The sequence below is a fragment of the Candidatus Protofrankia californiensis genome (assembly GCF_900634765.1).
GTDB lineage: Bacteria > Actinomycetota > Actinomycetes > Frankiales > Frankiaceae > Protofrankia > Protofrankia californiensis.
Genome location: NZ_CAAAFT010000253.1, coordinates 1 through 20,616, shown reverse-complemented (window position 1 = coordinate 20,616; position 20,616 = coordinate 1). Strand labels below are relative to the sequence as shown.

The following is a 20,616-nucleotide window of genomic DNA, read 5'->3' as shown; positions in this document are numbered from 1 at the left end:
CTCTGACGCTGACCTGCTGTTTTGTGGGTGGACCTTCTGTCCGCTTATTCGAACCGTCAAGCCCAGCTTGAGGGTATGGAAGACGTGCTCGCCCGCATCGTAGAGAACGACAAGACCGACTTGCCTGGCATAGGCACGAGCGAGACGAGAACCCGCTGGTGGAGCATGGCCGACCGGCTGAGCGCCGCCGACATCGAGTCGCTGGCTGAGCGCTACCGCTCGGGCGTCAAGGCCGCCCACCTCGCCGCCGAGTACAACATCAGTCTCAGCAGCGTCAAACGGCTGCTTCGAGCGCGCGGCGTGCGACGCCGGGAGGCTCAACCATGACAGAGCCTCAGCTCCCTGCCGTACCACGCACAACGAGCCGTGGTCCGTAAGGCCGAGACATCGAGCCCGACCCGCCGCGCGGGTGGATAGCCGCTTGCACGACATCGCCAGCGAGTTCCACCCGCACGGCATAGATCAACAACTAAACCGAGAACACACGTATGCAACCACCTATGCACCAAGGAGGTGATCTTCAAAGCGGCCCGCGATCAGCGGACGCCGGGAGTCTCCCCCGCAACACCATCCTCATTGGCGACGTTCGGGAGCGCCTGGCCGAACTGCCCGCGTCGTCCGTGGACACCATCATTACTAGCCCGCCGTACTTTGGCGTGCGGAATTACGGCCATGACCAGCAGCTTGGAGCCGAGCCCGACGTAGAAGGCTGGGTGACCAGCCTCCGTGACATCGCCCGCGAACTGGCCCGTGTCCTCCGTCCGGCTGGCTCACTCTGGCTCAACCTCGGTGACGGCTACTCCCGCCGTCCGGCCGAGGGCGCCGCTCCCAAGAGCTTGCTGCTCGGTCCGTCCCGCGTCGCCTTAGCGCTGGTCAAAGACGGTTGGACGCTCCGCAACCAAGTCATCTGGGCCAAGACCAACCCCATGCCCTCCAGCGTGGCCAACCGCTTGAGCACCACGCACGAGGTCATCTACTTCTTCACGCGGTCGCCTCGCTACTACTTCAACCTTGACGCCATCCGGCAGCCGCTCGTCACCACGAAGCGGCAGACCACCCGCGACCCCAGCCGGACGTACCCGCCACCAGGCTTTGGCGCAGTCAACCGCCAAGGCTGGACGCTCAACGACAACCGCGGCCTGTCCCGCCTCAAGGCGTCTGGCCTGGCCGGTCACCCACTGGGGAAGAATCCCGGCGACGTCTGGACCCTGCCGACCGCTGGCTTCCGAGGCGGCCATTTCGCCGCCTTCCCGCTGACCCTGGCTGAGCGTCCACTGCTGGCGACCTGCCCGGAACGGGTCTGCGCGACCTGCGGCACGTCGTGGCAGCGCGCGCTTGAGCGCCAGCACGGCCGCCTGCTCGCCACCGGAGAGTTGCAGCCGACCTGCCAATGCCAGGCCAAGAGCGTGCCCGGTGTCGTGCTCGACCCGTTCATGGGCACGGGCACAACGGCGCTGGCTGCCGAGAAGCACGGCCGGGATTGGCTGGGTATTGAGCTGAATCCGGCGTACGCCGAGATGGCCAAGGAACGCATCGAGCAGCAGCGCCGCAAGCGCGGACTCGCTGTCTGACACCTCCCCGGTGTCATGCGGCCGTTGTCGTCATCCCAGCTCAAGGGATGGCCGGCCGCAACAGCACCGAGGAGGCTTCCATGCCGGAACCCCGTAACGGTGGCGTGAAGACGCTCGGCATCAAGGTGCCGGACGCCCTGCACGCCCAGTTCACCCTGGTGGCTCAGCTCGACGGTATCTCTCTGGGCGATGCTGCCCTGCGAGCGGTCGAGCTGTACGTCACCACCAAGAAGGCGGAGCCCGACTTCGCCGCCCGCGCCAAGGCTGCGCTCGAAGCGATCGAGCGCGAGGCAGCCGCCAGGCGCGGAGCCATCGAGGGGCTGTTCGGGGCTGACGCCCCGGCGGCCAACGCTGCTGACACGACCACGGGTCGGAGTCGGCGGCGGGGCGGTGAGGCGTCCGACTGAGTTCGGAAGCCCACGTCAAGCCGGGAGCGGAGTGGCGGTCATTCGACCGCCCTCCGCTCCCGTAACCCCACCGGCAATTGGCGCTCACATACTGAGCAAAGCCCGTCGCCCGAGCAGAACGCTCCGGGCGGCGGGCACTTCTATCACCATTGGACGCGACATCTACTTCTCTCGACGATCTTGAGCGGTGAAGTGCACTCTTGTCCACCTCTCTCCGACAGGGAGTGAATAGGGCGCCTCACTATCACTAATAAGTCCGGTCAGTTCAACACTCACCCCCACGCCGTCTTTCACACCGCCGCCAGTTCGTTGCTCTATCAACCCGCCACCATATCCTGCATCCTTTAAAATAGAGGTGATGAATGCTTGTCCCTCGCCCTTCACAACAGGTACTAACCAGCTAGCTTGCACTATTGGACACGGCCCAGTATCGATAGCCGTCATTGCATCAATGACGTGCACGCAGTGGATTCCAGCTCTGGGAGAACTTACCGAAACACCTCCTGCAGGCTTTATGACATCCTGCCCAAGTTCATCCAAAGCACTTATGAGTACTTGGACCCGCTGTTGATAGTTGTATTCGGCAATCCCCCAGGGTATCAGCACGATAGCCAGCAATATGCCAATAGTAATGAAGGCACGCTTCCACGTTGCGTTGGTAGCCCGAGCCCATAAGGTAGATTGTTTCCTCACGCTCAAGGAGTCCTATTTATACTCCGGCAAGCCCAGAGTAAACCTCACCAAAGTCTTATCTGTGGGTGGGTTACTGGAATTTTCTACGCCACAGAAGGGGTTGTTGGCTGTGGGGTAGATGCTGTCGTAGAAGACTTCAATACTTACAGTCTTAGCGCCCGCCTTAAGGTCTGAGTGCGTATTCTTTTGGCTCGCTGTATCCGTGTAAGTGTTTATGTCGTCGGGCTTCGCTGGTGGCGCACTCCCCTCAAAATTGGTGAAGCCAGCTTCTTTCATAGTATTTAAGGCCAGATCAGTAGCTGCCTGCCTATCCCCTGGGACCTCAAAGATGGCGTAGTACCACGGGGCCTTGTTGTCCCAGCCTCGCCCATTGTCTTCTCGGCTGCAAAGCTTCTTTGCGCCCTTCGCCACTAGGGCGGCCTCTAACGGCTGCGCGTCATCACGCGCGTAGTTGTATTCCAGTGCTCTGAAGCCAAAATAGCCCAACAGGGCAAGCACTGCAGCGATCACCACTCCCACCCCAAGCACCCTAAGGAGCTTTACCTTCTTGGGGGCTACCTTTGCGTCCTTCTGTTTCTTCAACGTGCCATTCCTTGTATAACTTCACTTCACGATAAAGCAAAACCCTAGAAATAACAATAGGAACTACCGGGGTGAATACAGGCACTACTTACGAGCGACAATTGAATTTATCGTCATTTATGTTAACGTATAAAAACAATCTGCCCTTGTTTTAGGCGGCGGATAAGCACATTCAGAACAAGAGCAGAGAGCAGGTGATGTTTCATGCGCGGAAATGCGCAATCTCGCGGCAGGATACTTAGGTTCTGTTTGGCAGCAATGCTGAGCAGCCTTACGTTCGTGGTTTTCGGGCCAGCGAGTCCGGCACAGGCCGATCCGGGCTGTCTCAACGGCGGTGCGTACGTACTGTTCGCACGCGGGTCGGGAGAGCACCTGAACGACCACAGGGCGAGAGCCTTCAGGGATCAGGTAATGGGCGCGTTGGCACAGAAGAATATGTCGAGTGCCTGGGGCGAACTGGGCAACGTTGAGGGTGACGTATCAGTCCCTTCCAACGGAAGCCCGGCAATCTTCCCCAATGACCCTAACGAATACCCCGCAATCGCCGTGGATAACTGGCGAGCGCCACCGATCTTCTACGGCGAGAGCGTCGAGATCGGCATGGAGGAGCTGGTCGCGCACCTGAACGACAGGTACGCTGGCAACGGACCGGGGAACCAGGGAGCCTGTCACAACGAAACGCTTATCCTGGGAGGCTACTCCCAAGGGGCGGACGTTGTTGGCTGGGCGCTGCGTCGTCACGACCTGAGCCAGGCAGCGAAGGACCACATCGGCTACGTGGCGCTGTACGGCGACCCCAAATTCGAACCTGGGTCGCTCTACAACCGCTTCTTCCACGCCAACTTCGACCGCGACTGGTGGTGGGTCCGAGGCGACGACTGGGGCTACCGGCCATGGGCGGCGGCCATGTACGTGCCGGTGTTCACTCCCTTTGTCCCGGTGCCAACGATCGTGCCTGACAGCGGCATCCTGTCGCCCCGCACGCCGTATGTCCCTAGTGAATTCAAGGGGCGTTTCGGAAGCTGGTGTGCACTGTTCGACGCAATCTGCGCCGGATGGTTCCCGTTCGGCCAAGACGTTCACAGCAACGCCTACCAAGGCGGAGGAGGTTGGATAGCGCAATCAGTTGGCGAAGTCGTTTGGGCTGCGGGCAACAAGCACAACCAGCTCAACCCGAACAACCAGGTCTACGTAGGCAGCTTCACGCCGCCCAACGCACAGACAGGACCACCGGCAGCGACCACGCCACCGCCACCCGTCATCACCGACGTCAAACGCACCACCGACCACACCGGCGTCCGCCAGGTCTACGCCGCGACCAACACGGCCGTGACGGAGGCATGGTGGCACCCGGGGCAGGGTGTGCAGAAGAAAGAGATCATCCACATCGCCCAAGGCAACATCGTTGGCTTCGACAAAGTCAACGAGCCGGATGGAACGACGCAGTCGCTCTATACGGCCGTACCCGACGGCGTGTGGGAAACGTGGTGGCGGCCGAACGAAGGCATCCACCACAACAAGATCATCACTGGCCTCAGCGGCGTCCGTCAGGTCATCGCTGATCCGGTGGTCGAGAACGGCCAGTACACCCACCGCCTCTACATCCTGGCCCAAGACGGTCCGTACGAGGCGTGGTGGCGCGATGGTGGAGACGGCATTCACATCAGCCGGCTCGACATCGTGAATGATCCGGTCACCATGGACAAGGCCAAGGGGCCGGACGGTACCGAACAGCTGTACGTGGCTACGCCAACATACGTGTACGAGTTGTGGTGGCGGCCCGGTGAGAGCGTTCACCACGGCGAGATCATCCACATCAGCCAGGGCGACATCCGCGGTCTCGACAAGGGTGACAACCTGAGTGATGGTGGACAACTCCTGTACACCGGCACCAGCACAACCGCCTGGCAGAGTTACTGGCTGGGCAGCGCACCGAGTCACGGCACGATCGCGCAAGGCCAGACCAACGCCATCCAGATCGAGAAGGACGTCTACAACGGCGTCCACGAGCTGTACTTGGCCACGGGAGACCACGTGCAGGAGTACTGGTGGAACGGCCCGAACAGCGGAACCAGCGAGCTGATCCGCATCAGCCAGAACAACATCACGGCGTTCGACAAGTCGAATGATGGTGCCGACCAGCAGGTGTACACGGCGTCAGGCGACCTCGTGTACGAAACCTGGTGGCGGGCGGGCGTAAGTCCGACGAGTAGCGTGCTGTTCAAGGTCGCACGCTGAGGTAGCCGGAAGGCCCCAGCACAACAACCAGCCATCAAGAAGGCTGTCGGCTCAAGCTGGCCGGGCGATTCGTCGCCGCCAGCGATGACGCCCGGCCACGCTTGGTCGCTCGAATCTTTTGTTTCAAAAGGAAGACTCGCCCCTCACAGGGCTTGAGGCGACGACCTGCTCATATTGGGCGGGTCATTTTTAATTTGGTCAGCTTGCGCCAATTTGATCGGACGACCTTGTTAGAGCATACTAAATGCTAAATGACCACGCCGGATCAGACTACCATTACCGGAGCTATTAGCGCTCTAATTGCAAGCGGGCTTGCGGGCAGCATGTTAACGTTAATTGTCACTGGTCGCCGTGAACGTCGCAATTGGCTGCGGGACAAGAAGTTCGCGGTATACACCAAGGTTCTCGACGCGGTAAACAGGTGGACTGAGGCCGCAGTTGATTACGATACCGGGCACGACGAGTGGCCGGAATCCTTTACGAGCCTTCACTCACAAGCCCAGCTGCTGATACACAACGAAAAGCTGGAGGAGGCACTAAGGGACTTTCATAGCTGGACCGATAGTCTCAAGATAAATCTCGACAGATTGAGTGAAGATCGGCTTCGAGAGCATAGGAGCCAGATCATTACGCACGCTTACAGGGTCGAGCATCTATTAAAGAACGACTTGCTTCACTTACGGCGTCGAAGCCCCTTCGCCTAGCCCTCCCTCAGCGTGAATACCCATCCTGCAAGTACTGCACATGCCCTGTCTTCAGCGCATCAAGCGCCACAGAAACCCGCCGCCACACATACGGCCGAAGTCGCTGCTGCGCTTGTTCCGGCGTACAGAACTCGAATGCAGACAGCTCGCCATCCGAAATCTTGATCGCCGCGATTTTCTCGTCACTCAGCTCGCCGCCGTCAAAGATGAACGCGAGCAAGTCATCCCAGGGGCCGTGCGGCGACACCCAATCGACCACCAACAGGTCAGCTACACGCACGTCCAGGCCGAGTTCTTCCCGCAGCTCGCGGCGGACAGCCTCATGCGGCGGCTCGTTGGCTTCCGCCATGCCGCCGGGCATGTCCCAGTCCGGCTTGTACTGCGGATCAACGAGGAGAATCCGCCCCTCACGGTCACGAATGAGAACGTCGGCGCTGACGCGCTTGCGAGGCTGCTTGGCGTTGCCCTCTGCCAAGTACGCCTGCCACGCCTCCGGGTCACGCTCGTACAGCGGAGCGTCAGCGTTCACCATTTCTCCCCGAGCGCCGTTCCATCGCCACGTCCGTCCTGCGTGAGCCACTGGTAGAGCCACATCCGCTCCCTGAGCGCTTCATCGAGGCAGCCCAGGAACTCGGCCACCACCCGAGTACCCCGGTGCGGCTCCAGCAAGCGCCGGAGATCAAGAAGTTGTTGGATGACGAGATAGGAGCCGAGTTGCTGCGTCGCGTCCAGCACTTCTTGAGCGACGGCGCAGGCCTCGTCCGGCCTGCCCTGGGCGATGAGCACAGTCACAAGGATGAGCTGTCCGAACGCCCGACTGCGCGTCCGGTCACCAGGCCGCAGCTCGATGACGCGCTCGGCCTGCCGCTCCGCCTGGGTCAGGTCGCCGAGCTGGCGCAGGCACCGGGCGGCCTCGTTCGCCAGTGAACCCTCATCGAAGTGGCTGACCCACGGCGACCGCTCCTCGGCCGGCTGCGCTTCGAGCGCCCGCTCTGCCTCTACGAGCAGTTGCGTGCAGTCGTCGGGTCGTCGCAGCGCAGCGAAGCCACGGGCCTGCATCGCAAGAAGCCGAGCTTCGAGTTCAGGCAACCGCGGACCACGGGCCAGCACCTCGCGTCCTCGTCGCGCGTACTGGATGGCGTCGGCTGGCTTGCCCTGGTGGTGGGCCAGATGACTCATGCTGGCCAGGATGTGTACGCCGAGCTGGCGGTCATGGCCGAGCTTGACCAGATCAAGGGAGCGCGCGAAGTGCTGTTCGGCGGCCTGGTCTCGTCCAGCGTCGTGAGCCATCCATCCGGCCATCTCGGTCAAGGCGGCTGCGGCCGTGAACGCCAACCGTCCATCACTGCCGTGATCGACTCCGAACATGCGCGGCGCGACTTCTGCTTGCAGATACTTGACGACGGTGGCGTAGAGGTGGCCGCCGCCAACCTGACGATCCGCCGCCCGAAACGACTGCATCGCGGAGGCGTAGCCGTTGCCGCCACCAAGCGGCAGTCCGAGCGACGGAGCCTGAAGCAGTACAGGCCGTGGCCGGGCTTGCTGCGGTATAGCCGCCCTCTCCACCTCGGCCGTACGGCCGTTGCTACTTGCAGGCGACTCACCAGGCAGTTTGAACCACAGTAGATGCTCGGGAATGCGAAGCGTCCGCGCCCAGTGAGTCAGGCTGTCGAGATGTCGGACGGGCGCACCATTCTCGATGCGACTAATTTGAGCTTGCGTCAATCCGAGCCAACCGGCCACGACGCCCTGTGGAACGCCATCTTTGCCGTACACGGCGATGTGCTGCGGGTGCTTGCGATATGCCCGCGAGACGTGGCCGATGTGCTGGGCAGTAAAGGCATCACGGAACTGATCGGTGTCCCAGAAGTCGTCAGGCAACTCCGGCGGCTGAATGATGAAGTCGCGCGCCTTGGCCTGGCACGGGGCGCACTGGCCGCTCTTGTTGTCTCGGGCAAGGCGCGTCCCGCAACGGCAGTAACGTGCCGAGCGGTTCGCGTCCATGATCGTCCTGACTTTCGATGCGGCATCCCTGACCAGCAATTCTAGAACCTGGCCACCCTACGGGGCGGGCCGCATACGTGTCATGTATGGCGCGTATACCCCCGCGATCATGCCCGGTACGGCCCAGCCGCCCCACTCTCGGGTTACCCGGACACGTCCCCAACCAGGGAGAACGATCCATGACCCGCCAGGCGCAGGGCACGACCGTACTGACCCCCACCGACTACTTCCCACCGGAGTTGCAGCAGCTGTGCAGAACTGCGGTGCGGGTGCTGCACGAGCACATCGAGGTGGGCGGTCTGTGCGTGATCTGTGCTGTGAGCTGGCCGTGCGAGCCTACCCGGCTCGCGGATCACAACCTGGCGCTGCTGTGAGTGTCCGTCCCAAGTCGGCCGGACCGGCGATGCTGCTCCCCGAAGCCGTCGCCGGTCTGGCCCTCCACGTGCCTCCCGGAGGGGCGCCGCTAACTATGCAACCGCTTGTCTACGGCTACATCCGTCTCAACCCGGCCGACCCGCAACACGTTGGCGATTGCCTGATGCGCGATCTCGCGGCGTACGCGGAGCGGGAAGGGCTGACGCTGGCTGACGTCTTCACCGACCGTGACGCAGGAATAGGGGACCAATTCGGCCGGAGCGGCTTTGTCGTGATGGTCGAGACGCTACGCCGCCCCGGCGTTGATGGCGTCTTGATTCCGTCGCTCAACCACTTCTCAAGATTTCCTGGTGTCCATGAGGCCATGCGGGCCCTCATTGAGCTGGAAACCGGGGCACGGGTTTTCGTAATGGGCCACCCTCGGGAGGAACGCCATGACCGTTTTGGCAGAACGACCGGCGCAGGTGGCCATGACCCGTCCCCCTCGCCCTGAGCTTCGCGTACGCAGCGAAATGCAGCTTGCGGCGCTTTCGACGGCCACCGTCTGCGCGCAGCTCTTCACCAGATACACGCTCCAGGCGTGGCGGCTCGACCACCTTATTGAACCGGTCGAAAAGCTGACGACTGAACTTGTCATCCGAGCTGTCCGCACGACCGGCATTATTGAGCCAAATCCCCGGTGGACAGAACTGGATGGCCTGAAACTCATTTTGGTGCGGCTTGTCATTCTTGGCGACAACCTAATTGTTGAGGTCGCCGACAGCGATCCAGAGTTCACGGCGACAGGCGGCGATATTCCGCTCACGCGCTCACTGGGCAAGCGATGGAATTACTATAGGCCGCCCGCTGGAGGCAAGATCGTATGGTGCGAACTGCCTTTGTCGGTCTCTGGTAGCTCACTCGACCAAACCCAGGAGATACCGCGTGTACTGCCGCGCCGCACCCGGAAGTCAGTGCCAAAAGGCGTTCAGCCGATCGAGGTCATGAACGACCCCGACATGTTGCGGCGCGTCATGGACGGGCTTCGCAATCTCGACGGTGAATCCGGGGAGGGGGCGACATGAGATAATCAACTCATCCCAAGCTATAAGACCAACCGTTCGGAGCCTTCACCACCATGTACGACGCCTTTGACTTCGTGATGACCGAGCACGCCGCCTGGCAGCAGGCCGACGGCTGCGCGCGGCGTGTCTTCGCCCTGGACGACGGCGGCCGATGGCTCGCCACGCTCCAGGACGGCAGGCTGACGCTCGACCGCCTGAGCGGTGCGGGGGCCGAGCCGATACGCGATGTCTTCACGACGCCGGAGGCGTTTGCGGACGTTCCCGAGCTGGCAACTTCGCTGCGTTGTTTGGGTTCAGTCGTGCGTTTTCGCAACGCGGACCTATGGGATGCAATCGGTACGTCGATTATCCGGCAGGTCATTCGCGCTGGACAGTCAAAGAAGCTGTACCGAGCATTTTGCCGAGCACATGGTGAACAGGTTGCTCTGCCGGACGGTAACTCGTACGCGCTTTTTCCCGCACCAGAGGTTGTGCTTGGGCTGAGCGACGACCAGTTCAGTTCTCACGGTATGGCCTTCAAGCGTCGCCCGCTCAAGGCGGCTGCTGAGGCCTATCTGGAACACGGAGCGAAGTGGCGTGAGCTTGCGCCCGACACGCTCATTGCCGAACTTCAGTCCGTGCCGCGCATTGGTCCCTGGACCGCGCACGCCACTGTGGCCGACTGGAGTAACGACTGGTCGCTCTACCCCTACGCCGATCTCGCGGTGCGGACCTGGGCCAAGCGAGCTGCACCCTCACACGACTGGCCGGCCGATGAACCGGCCTTTGGTCAGACCTGGCGGGCGCTCGCTGGCGAACATCTCTGCTCGCTCACGCTCTTGACGCTCGCTTGGGGTTCTCAACATGGAGATATCGGCTGACCGTGCCGTGGCTGGCGCGGACCTTGCTCGCCCGCTCGACGCCCTGTTCATCAACGCGCCTCTGCGCGACTACAGTCTTCGACCGCGCGTGAACGACTTCACGCTGCCCGTGCTCGGTATGGGCTACATCGCAACCTACGCCAAGCATCAAGGCTTCAACGTCGGCGTCATCGACGCGGAAGCCTTGGGGCTCGGCCTCGACCAGACCGCCCAGCTCGTCAACCAACTGTCACCGCGCTGGGCGGGCTTCAACCTGCTCGCGCCGACCTACGAGATCAGCGCCCGCATCGCATCAGGACTCGACCCGTCGATCAGCGTCATGGTCGGCGGGCATCAGGCCAAGGCCATGCCGACTGAGACCTTGAGCGATCCGCGGTTCGCGCGTTGTGAGGCGCTGGTGTTGGGAGAAGGCGAGACGCGAGTAGCCGAGCTGCTGAAGGACCGTCGCTACCGCACGGAGCTGCCCGGCGTGATGTGGCTCGACCCCGTGATGAAGACGCCGGTCACCGGCGGCAGCATGGGCGCCGGGCACCATCTCGCGCCCGACATCGACAGTCTGCCTTTCGTAGACCGCACGTTCCTCACGGATGACCCGTACCGCGCCGGCGACGGGCGGCTAGAGGCCAACATGGTCGGGGCGCGCGGCTGTCCCTACGACTGCTCGTTCTGCGGCGCGGCCGTGTCAGCCAACCCGGACATCACCATTCGCACTCGCACGCCGAGCAACATCATCGAGGAGATGACGGAGCTGCACACGCGCCACGGCGTGACGGCCTTCCGCTTCGTCGACGACCTGTTCCTTGGCTACGAGCGCTTTATCCGCTCGTGTATGGCTGCCTTCACGGCTACGGGCATCGGCAACCGCTACGTCTGGGACGCCACCGGCCGCATCAACATCCTGCACCGGATGAGCGACGACATGCTGGAGCTGCTGAAGCTCAACGGCTGCCGGGAAGTGGCGCTCGGCATCGAGTCGGGAAGCGAGCGACTGCTGAAGCACATGGGCAAGCGCATCACGTCGGACATGACACACTCGGTCGTCCGGCGACTGACAGAGCGCGGCATCTCGGTGAAGGGCTACTTCATCCTCGGCTTCCCGACCGAGACGCGCGAGGAGCTGGCCGAGACCGTGCGTCTGGTCTACGACCTGTGGGACATCACGGCACACCAGCCCGGCCGCTTCCGAGCCAGCGTCTTCGAGTTCCGGCCCTACCCCGGCACGCCCGAGTGGCAGCGGCTCATCTCCACGGGGAAGTACAGCCAACAGCAGCTCCTCGACTACACCGCCGTTGATCTCACAGCCGGTGGCGTCGATGAGGCCATGCGTGGGCGCGACGAGTTCAACTTCTCGGTCAACATCCAGTTCGGGGAGGCCACCGTAGACGAGGTGCGCGCCCGGCTTACCGAGCTGTCACGCGAGCAGTTCCAGCGTTCGACGGCGGTGGCTGCATGAGCCAGGAAGCTGGATTCTTCGTGGTCATCGAAGGACCGAGCGGGGTTGGCAAGAGCACGGTGGTCGAGCACCTACGTGCCGAGCTGTCAGCGCGCAGTGTTCCGGTCGTTGCCACCAAGGAGCCTTCTGACTCGGCACTCGGCAAGCTGGCACGACAGGGCACCGACGAGTACCGCGGATTGGTGCTCGCTTGCCTGGTGGCTGCGGATCGGTACTACCACTTGGAGTACGACATCCGCCCCGCGCTTCGGGCTGGCTACGTGGTCGTCTGCGACCGCTACGTGCCCACATCCCTTGTGCTGCAACGGATCGACGGCGTAGAGCCGGGCTTTCTCGCCCAGCTCAACCAGTACGCCGAGAAGCCGGACCTGACGGTAGTGCTGACGGGCGAGCCGAAGCGCTCAGAGCAGCGCGCCGTAGATCGTGGCATCTACAGCCGGTTCCACCGTGGAGGGACGGCGGCTCGTGCAGTTGAAGACCGGCTGTACCGAGACGTCGTGCAGCAGCTCCGGGAGGCTGGCTCGGCCGTGCTTCACCATGAAGTCGCGGACGAGCCAGTCGAAACCGTGGCGGCCGTGGTGCTCGATGCAGTGCTTGAGCGGCTGGGGCAGCGTTCAGGCTGACGCCAGGGCGGCACGTACCAGCGAGTCGTACGTCTCATCAGTGCGCCTGGCCTCGATCTCCAGCGAGGCCACGAACGCCGCCAGTTCGGCCTGCACCGCCTCGCCCGGCACGTCGTCGGACACCATGCGTTCCAGCTCAAGGAACGTGCCCAGGCCGGCTACCTCGTCCACGCACAGCTCGAGGTCGGGCAGCGCGGCAGTTCGGCGCACCTTCACGATGCGGACCGTGGCGCGGAAGCCCATAGCCAGGATGGCGCTGTGCATCTGGTCGCGGTCGGCTACCGCCGTCTCGTACTCATCGCATGACAGGGCGTTCTCGGCCGGGCGCTTGAGGGTGAAGGTGTGCTGACCGTCCACGGTGCGCAGGCGCACGAAGGAGACGCCGAGCTTGCCGTCACCGTACGACCAGCCCACGGGCGCGTACGCCTGGTCGTCCTGGGTGATCGGCTCGGTCAACTCGATGTCGCGCGCCTTGAGCGCCACGAGCAGCGCTTCTGCGTCCCGGACCTGGTACTTGACCTCAACCTCGCGCACTGCGCCTCCGTTGCTACAAGCCGACCGCACACCATTGCACAAACGAATAGTGACAGCAAGGCGACACGCCAAAGAGGAGATTGCGAGATTTCGGCATGACAAAAGAACACGTGGAAGACCGAGCGGTCTTTCTGTTGTCGGCGCTGCTATCTGCGGCACTTCCGATGGCTCGTTACGTCCAGAAGTACGGCAATGCCCAGGATCGAGAGAAGTTGCGCAGGCTTACTGGTACTCGGGAATACGAGGAGCTAACCAGCATCCTCACACAATTGCGCAGGTAGGCGAACGTAGATCGGGCACGTTCGGTCGCTATAGAACTCCCCGAGGAGATCAAGTAGTTTGCCACGGTCGTGGACCTCGCGGCGTACCACTAAAGCTTGTCGGCCAGGAATTTTGCGAACGCCAGCATCTCAGTCTGCCCTTCGTCGCGCCATTTCTTTTGCGCATCGCTGCCCATGATGACTCTCACGCTCGCACCCTGCGGTTTGAGGTAGCTCTCGCCTTGGTCATCTATCGTCTCCACAATGAGGCGAGCATGAAAGGATACGGGAGTGTGTTGCGCGTAGAACTCCTCCAGAAGGCCAAGTAGTCGACGCTGCTCTTCCAGGTTTGCTCGGATGACTCGATTACTGTCTCTCATATATTCTGGCGTGTTGCGCTGTTCAATGTTTTTGCGCAGGTTCCTTGAGAGTTCGAGGGCCGAGCGAGCGTAGATCCATACTGACGGGCTACCCATCTCAGCCCATAGATCATCGCTATCATCGACCGGCTCCTTGGCCTCGTCGGCACGCTGGATCGAGAAGCCATGGAGGCGAAGTGCTGCGACAAGGACGAGAAAGCCTTCGCTGAGGTCGTCGAAGCCTTGCGGGAGTCTTTCAATTTCTTCGGTTATCAAGGCGTGGTTCCGTTCGTTTGATTGGTTCATTGCGATTCCTATTATTTCATATTCTGGAGCGTGGGCGGAAAATTGCTTCCGCCCACGCTCCTACGACACTCAGTCGCGCCGGTGTCGCGTCGGCCTTTCAATGCCCGTGCCACGGCAGGGGTAGCACTTGCCCGGAGTAGACCGGCAGGCACGGCAGGCCCGCTTGGAGCCGTCCCTCAGCGTGTACAAGGTCGTACCGTCACAGTGGCGGCACTTCTTGTCTCCCTTGCAGTCCTCGCAGGTGTTGCCGCCACCCACTTCGACGTAGGGAGCTTCTTCCCGCCGCCCACTGCTACCGGATTGACGCCTCGGAGTGCTCGGAGTGCCGCTTCCGCCGAACTTCGGCGAATCGAAGGCCGTACCCCAGTTCTTCCCGAACGTATTACCCGATCGGGGCTTCTTGCCCTTGCCGCTCATGCGGCACCATCCTCTTCTCGCGCAGATGCGCGGATAGGGGGGGATGCGAGATTCAAACGCTCCCGATGCCACAGTGTCCGACTGGGCAGGAATGACGCATTACAACGCAACTGATAGTCACACTGCTCTCGCAGTGGGCGATTATGAACGAAAGAACAATTTAATCAAGCATAAGCGCTCAATGAGCCGCGCCGTCACATGCTCAACAGCTGTGGATATTTACCAAACCTGAAATTGATGATTAAATATACGCGCTCCATCGGCTGCGATCCCCTCGGGGGGCGCAATCCCTCTCGCCTGCGCAGCAATTCCTTGCTGCTCACGCGAGGGCGGATGGTCCGCCCAGGAAGTGAGACGCTGGATGGACGACAATGATAGGCGTAGGCTCATCGAGTTCCACGTCACACCCCTGATCGAACACGCGGTTCGGACGCTTCGCGCACTGATACCGCAGGGCGACGACATCGACGCCGCGAGCACGTATCTCTTTATAGAACCAGGCCCCGAATCGCTGCGGGCGCGTCTTACCGTTCGACGTAAGGAGGCATCCAAGTCTGAGCATCGGGATGTGCGACTCAATAGGAAGCAGCGCGAGGCGTTCGGATTCCTTGAGGCTACTGTGGTCTACCAACGCTCCCTGATTGCCTCTGCGTGGACCAACGTGTCTAGGCGTAGCCCAACGAAGACCTACGCGCCGGACATGCCTCAGGATCGGCAGTACGCACTCGGGAAGGTGTTCGAGGACGCTGAGCGGAAGCTCCGCATTGAGGTATGGGACGTAGCGGAAGAGACGACTATCAGGGCGCTGAAGATTAACGCATGATCCGATCGAACATGGCCGCCTGCCGCCCTATCCGCCCGCCGACCCGGAGAAATAATAGGTCGGCAGATAACCTGCAGGCTGGATCGCGTATCAAGCCGCCGGGTTGTCTTCCCCATCCCCGTCCGCAGGCTGGTGGTCGGGAAACTCAGACGCGGGTTCTTGCTTGGGCTTAGCCATGAGTCCGCGAATAGCAATCGCCAGCTCAAGCATGAGATCGTCCCAGATATACGGACGCCGCACCGTATCGGCTTGAATGCCGTGTGGGCTCAGAATGTTGCCCGCTTCTTCACGACGCCGCTGGAGCGGCGTGCGATCAGTGCCCGAAGCGAAAGCACAAAGAATTTCTAGGGCTCGACCTGTCGGGTGGCCAAGCGCAGCGCAGGCGCGGCGAATCAGCTGCTCGGCCGCGTTAGCTCGATCGTCGTCTTCGATCTCCGGGCAGAGCAGGAGCGCCAGTTCACGGGCATACGTGTGTAGCGCGATGGCCCGTACGCCACGTCGCTTCTTCAGCGCCTTATTCAGTTCTTCGGCGATGATCTCTGGCTCTCCCACCATGAGCCGAGGCACAGACCGAGCCCGAAGCGGCGAGGTCCAACCTGCGACGCGCACCCAGCTGGTGGCCGAGGGATCACGCTCGGTATTCAGTTAGGCGGTTGTGGCCGGTACGGCCGGGCTTTGTGACGAGAGACAACCGAGTGCGCGCCTCAATCGTGCCAAGAACCTGCCACTTCTGTCCACAGACTCTTGCCGCCCAGCTCAGGCAGCGTCTTGCCTGCCGCACGGAGCCCACATCGGAGCCACAGCCTCCCGCTCCGTGGCGGCAGGGAGGTGTGTATGAGCGACCTGATCCCCTTCGCCAGCGGCGAGGTCGCCAAGACGCGACGTGACATCAAGATCGCGCTGCTCAAGTTGGACGGCCTGGCCGAGTTCAACGACCGCGCGGCTGAGTTCCTGGTCGATCTCGACCGGCGGCGTCAGCTTCGCGCGCAGGCCGACCCCGGCCTTCAGCCGATCATGGCCGACTTGCTCCTCAACTTCTACCTGGACGCGGTAGCGCTCCAGCACGGCATGTATCGGAGGCACTGAATGGAAGAGGTCATCGAGGGCTGCTTCAAGCTGTTCTTCGCCATCGTGTTCTTCCTGTGTGCGCCTGTGATCGCGCTCTACTACCTCTTCCTCGGCATCCGGTGGTTGCTGAAGGAGATCGCGATGTGGTGGGCGACCAACGGGACGCACGTCATGGTCGGCCTGGCCGTGATCGTCGCCGCCGTGGTGCTGGTGTTCATCGTCAGCATTGCTGCCCGCCACTGGTGGGAACTACACCAAGCCAAGAGCCAGCGGCGGCGAGCGTTGCGGCGGCTTGACCGCCGCTACCAGCAAACCGTGAAGCGCATGAATGAGGTCGGACGTCCGCCTCCGTCTGGCGGCGGTCAGCTCACCGCCGTTCCGAAGAAGTAATCGCCGATTTCAAAGAGAAGGAGCACGCCAAATGACGCTCACCAACTACTACGCCCTTCTCGCCCTCGAGCTGGCCACGCTCGCGCTGCTGGTCTTCCCGCCGCTCGTGCAGCTCTTCCAGCTCATCCATGAAGGCGAACAGGAGACCGAAAACGCCAAGCGGCGCATCGCCGCCCGCCAGCTCGTGCCCGCCAACCTGCCTGCCCTGCCGGACATCGGGGCTGATCCCGAGGAGCAGACATGAACGACGTGATCACCCCGGAGCAGGCCGAGATCCTGCTCATGCTCAGTGGACTCATCCTTACTGCCGTCGTGATGCGCCTGGTCGGCCTCGCCGCGTGGCGCAAGTGGTTCGCGGACGCACCCGACGACGACAACCTGACGCAGGAAGAGCGCGACGACCGTCGCGTTACCCACAGGAGGCGGCCAAGATGAGCCGCTACCAGCCGTACCGAGGAGTTCACGGGCGCCGCTACCAGGTCGTCATGAAGTCTTGGCGCAGGCTGCGCCTCAGTGAGGACGGGGCGACAGTCCGCCACCGGTCCCGCCGCCGGCACCTCCTGGAGGAGTTGCGCGTGCTGGACCTCGAAACGGCCGACGAGTAATCCGACTCGATTCGGTTCCATTCGAAATCTCACCATGGCAATGCGTCGGCGGGCAGCGCTATGTCCGCCGACGCCCAAACCCAGGATGGAGGAATGGCTATGGCTAAAGGCGGCAAGTGCCCGCAGTGCGGCTACTACCTGTTCGTGAAAGACGAGAAGTGGGAGCCGAAGGGCACAACGGTCTGGTATCAGTGCGCCAATCGTCGGTGCCGATACGCGATCAAGACGTTCATTTCAAACGGGAAGTAGGCAGTCATGAGACCAGGGATAGGCAGCAAGGCGCTAGCTAGCGTGTTCGGTGCGCTGCTGCTCGTGCTCCTGGTGGCCGGGGTGGCGCGGGCAGCCTACGAGCTGCTCGCGCCGCTCGTCCCCATCCTCGTCACGGCGGTCGCTCTGGGCGTTATTTATTGGGTGATCTTCAGGGGTATTCGCCGGTAGTAAAGCCGCAGCGTTGTCGATTCCGCAGCTCCAAAACCCTTGACCAAAATCAGCTTAATCGGCATAAGAACAACTAGGAGGTGTTCGCCGTGGAGAACAACCCGGCTTCCGTTCCCATCAACGAAAACATCGAGAGGAGAACCTATGCCCAAAGAAAGGCAGATACGAGTATACGGCGTGCAGCGCGAAGACATCGACATCGACCTCATGACGCAGATAGTCATGCAGATGGGCCGTCAACTCGCCCAGGAGACCATGACCGACGAGGCCGCCCCGTTGCCGTCGATGACGGTTGCTTTTGAAGAGGAGCCAGCCGATGAGCCCGACAACAGGACTGAGGCGGCCTCATGACCGCCGCCGTGTTCCTGCTGGTGGGCGGCCTGAGCATTCTCGGCCTGATACTTGCCGCCCGCGCCTTGGACGGCTGGTCCTGGCGTCGTTCACTTACGGCGTATCAGCTCCGTCTGCCGAGTCAGGCGACCGTCAATGACGTGACGCGCTGGCTCGGAACGGTTGCAGTGCAGGGGTACGCGCCGTCCTCGGCGCTGCTGCCGTCGCCGCCGGTCGTCCTGGAGGTCGAGGCCACCAAGACCGGCATTCAGTTCTTCGTCCTGACGCCGCACCGCTCCCAGGACGCGCTCCTGGTTGGCGTTCGCGCGGCGCTGCCTGGCGCGCGACTGGAAGAAATGCCGGACTACCTCTCGGCGAAGCGCCGATTCAGTGTCGCTACCGAGTTCTGGCTGACGCACACGCAGCGCCCGCTTGCTGTTGACCGTGCCGACGCATCGTCTACTGCGCTGCTGGCCGCGCTCCAGCCGCTTCACGGCGGCGAGCGGATACGTCTGCAATGGATCGTGACTGGTGGCGGGACGGCTCCTGTTCTTCCGGCAACCACCGACGATCCACGGGCCACCAAGCTCAAGCAGGCTGAGCCACTACTTCGCGTCGTCGGACGGCTGGGAGTTGCGGCCGCGCGCCGGGATCGGGCCTGGAGCCTGTTCAGGCGCGTCCGTTCATCGCTGCGCGCCCTGAACGCGCCGGGCGTGCAGGTGAGTCGCCGGTTCGTTACCTCGGGCAGTGCAGTTGTTCGCCTGGAGCGGCGCTCGCTGCCGCTAACCCGCTGGCCGTTGCCCCTCAATGCCCGTGAGGCGGCTGGTCTGTTCGGGCTGGTGTCCACAGTGCCGCTGCCTGGCATGAGCGCGGGCACCGCGCGGCAGTTGCCGCCCTCGCCAGCACAGCCGAGCCGTGGCCTGGTGGTGGCCGATTCCAACTATCCGGGCGTCACACGTGCGCTGGCGCTGAGCGCTGAGGATCGGCTGCGCCATGCCTGGATCGTCGGACCGACCGGCGTAGGCAAGTCCACGCTCATCGCCAACATGGTCTTGCAGGACATCCAGGCCGGCTACGGCACGGTGGTCGTTGATCCTAAAGGCGATCTGGTAGCTGACATCCTGGATCGCATCCCGGAGGATCGGGCTAACGACGTGATCGTGCTGGACCCGTCCGCGGTGCATCAGCCGGTCGGCTTCAATCCGCTCCGAGCGTCCGGCGGCGAGCTTGCCCGCGAGCTGGCGATGGACCATCTCATCCACGTGTTCGGCTCGATCTGGCGTGCCTCGTGGGGACCACGCACGGCTGACGTTCTCCGCAATGGACTGCTCACGCTCATGAACACCAAAGCCCCGGACGGCTCAGCGTTCACACTGGTCGAACTCGCGCCGCTGCTGCTTGATCCGTCGTTCCGGCGCTCCGTCCTGGCGCAACCCACCGTCCCGCAGGCGGTACGGCCGTTCTGGACCCGGTACGAAGCCATGAGCGAGGCGGAGCGGGCGCAGGTCATCGCGCCCAGCCTGAACAAGCTCGACGCCCTGACTACCACCTCAAGCACGCGGCTGCTGCTCGGGCAGAGCGGAGGTATCGACCTCGGCTCGGTCTTCCGGGAACGTAAGACACTGCTCGTCTCGCTGGCCAAAGGTGCGGTAGGGACCGAGACGGCGCAGTTGCTCGGCGCGCTGCTGGTGGCGTCCCTGTGGCAAGCCACGCTCGCCCGCGTCGCCGTACCCGCAGCCAAGCGGCGGCCGGTGTTCATGTATCTGGATGAGTTTCAGGACGTGCTCAAGCTGCCGCTGGAACTGGCCGACATGTTGGCCCAGGCGCGCGGGCTCGGCGTCGGCCTGGTGCTGGCGCATCAGCACCTCGGCCAGCTTCCCGACGCCGTGAAGACCGCCGTGCTCGGCACCGCCCGCACACAGATCACCTTCCAACTCGACCACGACGACGCCCGCGCCCTGGAACGCCGCCTTGCCCCACTCACGGCCGCCGACCTCATGGGCTTGGAGGCTTACGAGATCGCCATGCGGCCCAGCGTTGGCGGCGCAACCATCGGGCCGGTCACTGGCCGCACCTTGCCGTTCCCCGAGTCCGTACGCGACGGTGCGGCGTTGGCCGAACAGAGCCGTAGCCGCTACGGCACGGCGCGGACCGACGTGGAGGCTGCCCTTGAAGCACGCCTCAGCCCCGGCAATGTCAGCTCGCCTGGTCGTCGTCGGCGGCAAGGCGGTACGTCATGAGCCGTTCTGTTCGCCGTTCTCGTCGCGTCGAACGCGACCAGTCGTCCTCGCTGGCCAGCTACCGAGGGAGCGCCGGTAACGACGGCGAAACTCCTGCTGCTCGAACGAGCAGCAGGAGACAAAGAGTTCGGGCTGCCTACGTCGTGCGGGTGGCCGAGGAGCTGAGCGACCGGGACCGGGCGATCATCGAGTCAGTGCGGCAATTGCACGTGGTGAGCGGCGCGCAACTTGAGCTTGTCGTTTAACCTCTAACTGTCACTCTGCGTGATAGC

The 20,616-nt window shown here is 62.7% G+C and carries 28 protein-coding genes; 21 read left to right on the top strand and 7 right to left on the bottom strand.

Going from position 1 to position 20,616, the window contains the following annotated elements; genetic code table 11:
* Positions 1-27 precede the first annotated feature (27 nt).
* From DD1DGNOD_RS13745 to DD1DGNOD_RS13735, 3 genes are all read left to right on the top strand, one after another.
* The gene (locus DD1DGNOD_RS13745; RefSeq protein WP_131770322.1) at positions 28-327 is read left to right on the top strand and encodes a hypothetical protein; all 300 of its coding nucleotides are present in this window, start codon (positions 28-30) and stop codon (positions 325-327) included.
* Positions 328-620: 293 nt separating this feature from the next.
* A complete protein-coding gene (locus DD1DGNOD_RS13740) occupies positions 621-1,571 on the top strand; it encodes a DNA methyltransferase (protein ID WP_131770324.1) in 951 nt (316 codons plus the stop codon).
* An 80-nt stretch (positions 1,572-1,651) separates the two neighbouring features.
* Positions 1,652-1,978 (top strand): hypothetical protein, encoded by a 327-nt coding sequence (locus tag DD1DGNOD_RS13735; protein ID WP_206443159.1) that lies wholly within the window; start codon positions 1,652-1,654, stop codon positions 1,976-1,978.
* 162 nt (positions 1,979-2,140) lie between these two features.
* Here the strand turns inward: DD1DGNOD_RS13735 and DD1DGNOD_RS13730 are convergent, their stop codons facing one another.
* Together DD1DGNOD_RS13730 and DD1DGNOD_RS13725 are read right to left on the bottom strand one after the other, a co-directional pair.
* Entirely contained in the window at positions 2,141-2,671 is a 531-nt protein-coding gene (locus tag DD1DGNOD_RS13730; protein WP_165036699.1) for a hypothetical protein, read from the bottom strand.
* A gap of 12 nt (positions 2,672-2,683) precedes the next feature.
* A complete protein-coding gene (locus tag DD1DGNOD_RS13725) occupies positions 2,684-3,253 on the bottom strand; it encodes a hypothetical protein (protein ID WP_131770319.1) in 570 nt (189 codons plus the stop codon).
* Positions 3,254-3,664: 411 nt separating this feature from the next.
* Here DD1DGNOD_RS13725 and DD1DGNOD_RS13720 point away from each other — a divergent pair, with 411 nt between their 5' ends.
* Positions 3,665-5,491, top strand: a complete 1,827-nt coding sequence (locus tag DD1DGNOD_RS13720) for a cutinase family protein (protein WP_165036697.1) — start codon at positions 3,665-3,667, stop codon at positions 5,489-5,491.
* A 711-nt stretch (positions 5,492-6,202) separates the two neighbouring features.
* Here the strand turns inward: DD1DGNOD_RS13720 and DD1DGNOD_RS13715 are convergent.
* Complete coding sequence (locus DD1DGNOD_RS13715; RefSeq protein WP_131770317.1) at positions 6,203-6,727, bottom strand: NUDIX domain-containing protein; 525 nt, start codon at positions 6,725-6,727, stop codon at positions 6,203-6,205.
* Positions 6,721-8,238: a hypothetical protein gene (locus DD1DGNOD_RS28070; protein WP_206443158.1), complete on the bottom strand. Its 1,518-nt coding sequence runs from the start codon at positions 8,236-8,238 to the stop codon at positions 6,721-6,723. Before DD1DGNOD_RS28070 ends, DD1DGNOD_RS13715 begins: the two co-directional genes overlap by 7 nt.
* A 140-nt stretch (positions 8,239-8,378) precedes the next feature.
* Here DD1DGNOD_RS28070 and DD1DGNOD_RS27010 point away from each other — a divergent pair, with 140 nt between their 5' ends.
* From DD1DGNOD_RS27010 to tmk, 6 genes are read left to right on the top strand one after another with little or no spacing between them, the layout of a single operon-like run.
* Positions 8,379-8,573 (top strand): hypothetical protein, encoded by a 195-nt coding sequence (locus DD1DGNOD_RS27010; protein ID WP_165036695.1) that lies wholly within the window; start codon positions 8,379-8,381, stop codon positions 8,571-8,573.
* Positions 8,570-9,067: a recombinase family protein gene (locus DD1DGNOD_RS27005; protein ID WP_165036693.1), complete on the top strand. Its 498-nt coding sequence runs from the start codon at positions 8,570-8,572 to the stop codon at positions 9,065-9,067. Before DD1DGNOD_RS27010 ends, DD1DGNOD_RS27005 begins: the two co-directional genes overlap by 4 nt.
* A complete protein-coding gene (locus DD1DGNOD_RS13700; RefSeq protein WP_131770315.1) occupies positions 9,009-9,638 on the top strand; it encodes an ATP-binding protein in 630 nt (209 codons plus the stop codon). Before DD1DGNOD_RS27005 ends, DD1DGNOD_RS13700 begins: the two co-directional genes overlap by 59 nt.
* Before the next feature lie 53 nt (positions 9,639-9,691).
* Positions 9,692-10,498: a hypothetical protein gene (locus DD1DGNOD_RS13695; protein ID WP_206443157.1), complete on the top strand. Its 807-nt coding sequence runs from the start codon at positions 9,692-9,694 to the stop codon at positions 10,496-10,498.
* Positions 10,482-11,951 (top strand): B12-binding domain-containing radical SAM protein, encoded by a 1,470-nt coding sequence (locus tag DD1DGNOD_RS13690; protein WP_131770314.1) that lies wholly within the window; start codon positions 10,482-10,484, stop codon positions 11,949-11,951. Before DD1DGNOD_RS13695 ends, DD1DGNOD_RS13690 begins: the two co-directional genes overlap by 17 nt.
* On the top strand, positions 11,948-12,574 hold the full coding sequence (gene tmk, locus DD1DGNOD_RS13685; RefSeq protein ID WP_131770313.1) for a dTMP kinase: 627 nt from the start codon (positions 11,948-11,950) through the stop codon (positions 12,572-12,574). Before DD1DGNOD_RS13690 ends, tmk begins: the two co-directional genes overlap by 4 nt.
* On the opposite strand, the gene cyaB is transcribed toward tmk, so the two are convergent.
* On the bottom strand, positions 12,566-13,108 hold the full coding sequence (cyaB, locus tag DD1DGNOD_RS13680; RefSeq protein WP_131770312.1) for a class IV adenylate cyclase: 543 nt from the start codon (positions 13,106-13,108) through the stop codon (positions 12,566-12,568). The two genes, tmk and cyaB, sit on opposite strands and share 9 nt — an antisense overlap.
* A gap of 370 nt (positions 13,109-13,478) precedes the next feature.
* The gene (locus DD1DGNOD_RS13675) at positions 13,479-14,033 is read right to left on the bottom strand and encodes a hypothetical protein (RefSeq protein ID WP_165036691.1); all 555 of its coding nucleotides are present in this window, start codon (positions 14,031-14,033) and stop codon (positions 13,479-13,481) included.
* 778 nt (positions 14,034-14,811) lie between these two features.
* Between DD1DGNOD_RS13675 and DD1DGNOD_RS13670 the strand changes: the two genes are divergently transcribed.
* Complete coding sequence (locus DD1DGNOD_RS13670) at positions 14,812-15,273, top strand: hypothetical protein (protein ID WP_131770310.1); 462 nt, start codon at positions 14,812-14,814, stop codon at positions 15,271-15,273.
* A 90-nt stretch (positions 15,274-15,363) separates the two neighbouring features.
* Here the strand turns inward: DD1DGNOD_RS13670 and DD1DGNOD_RS13665 are convergent, their stop codons facing one another.
* The gene (locus tag DD1DGNOD_RS13665; RefSeq protein ID WP_131770309.1) at positions 15,364-15,828 is read right to left on the bottom strand and encodes a hypothetical protein; all 465 of its coding nucleotides are present in this window, start codon (positions 15,826-15,828) and stop codon (positions 15,364-15,366) included.
* A 279-nt stretch (positions 15,829-16,107) separates the two neighbouring features.
* Here DD1DGNOD_RS13665 and DD1DGNOD_RS13660 point away from each other — a divergent pair, with 279 nt between their 5' ends.
* From DD1DGNOD_RS13660 to DD1DGNOD_RS13630, 10 genes are all read left to right on the top strand, one after another.
* The gene (locus tag DD1DGNOD_RS13660) at positions 16,108-16,359 is read left to right on the top strand and encodes a hypothetical protein (protein ID WP_131770308.1); all 252 of its coding nucleotides are present in this window, start codon (positions 16,108-16,110) and stop codon (positions 16,357-16,359) included.
* Positions 16,360-16,731: a hypothetical protein gene (locus tag DD1DGNOD_RS13655; RefSeq protein WP_131770307.1), complete on the top strand. Its 372-nt coding sequence runs from the start codon at positions 16,360-16,362 to the stop codon at positions 16,729-16,731.
* A gap of 31 nt (positions 16,732-16,762) precedes the next feature.
* A complete protein-coding gene (locus DD1DGNOD_RS13650) occupies positions 16,763-16,975 on the top strand; it encodes a hypothetical protein (protein ID WP_131770306.1) in 213 nt (70 codons plus the stop codon).
* Positions 16,972-17,166 (top strand): hypothetical protein, encoded by a 195-nt coding sequence (locus DD1DGNOD_RS13645; RefSeq protein WP_131770305.1) that lies wholly within the window; start codon positions 16,972-16,974, stop codon positions 17,164-17,166. Before DD1DGNOD_RS13650 ends, DD1DGNOD_RS13645 begins: the two co-directional genes overlap by 4 nt.
* On the top strand, positions 17,163-17,336 hold the full coding sequence (locus DD1DGNOD_RS27000; RefSeq protein ID WP_165036689.1) for a hypothetical protein: 174 nt from the start codon (positions 17,163-17,165) through the stop codon (positions 17,334-17,336). Before DD1DGNOD_RS13645 ends, DD1DGNOD_RS27000 begins: the two co-directional genes overlap by 4 nt.
* A 93-nt stretch (positions 17,337-17,429) precedes the next feature.
* A complete protein-coding gene (locus DD1DGNOD_RS26995; protein ID WP_165036687.1) occupies positions 17,430-17,585 on the top strand; it encodes a hypothetical protein in 156 nt (51 codons plus the stop codon).
* 6 nt (positions 17,586-17,591) lie between these two features.
* The gene (locus DD1DGNOD_RS26990) at positions 17,592-17,774 is read left to right on the top strand and encodes a hypothetical protein (protein WP_165036685.1); all 183 of its coding nucleotides are present in this window, start codon (positions 17,592-17,594) and stop codon (positions 17,772-17,774) included.
* Positions 17,775-17,918: 144 nt separating this feature from the next.
* A complete protein-coding gene (locus DD1DGNOD_RS13640) occupies positions 17,919-18,125 on the top strand; it encodes a hypothetical protein (RefSeq protein ID WP_131770304.1) in 207 nt (68 codons plus the stop codon).
* A complete protein-coding gene (locus DD1DGNOD_RS13635) occupies positions 18,122-20,344 on the top strand; it encodes a type IV secretory system conjugative DNA transfer family protein (RefSeq protein WP_131770303.1) in 2,223 nt (740 codons plus the stop codon). Before DD1DGNOD_RS13640 ends, DD1DGNOD_RS13635 begins: the two co-directional genes overlap by 4 nt.
* The gene (locus DD1DGNOD_RS13630; RefSeq protein ID WP_131770302.1) at positions 20,341-20,589 is read left to right on the top strand and encodes a hypothetical protein; all 249 of its coding nucleotides are present in this window, start codon (positions 20,341-20,343) and stop codon (positions 20,587-20,589) included. Before DD1DGNOD_RS13635 ends, DD1DGNOD_RS13630 begins: the two co-directional genes overlap by 4 nt.
* Positions 20,590-20,616 lie beyond the last annotated feature (27 nt).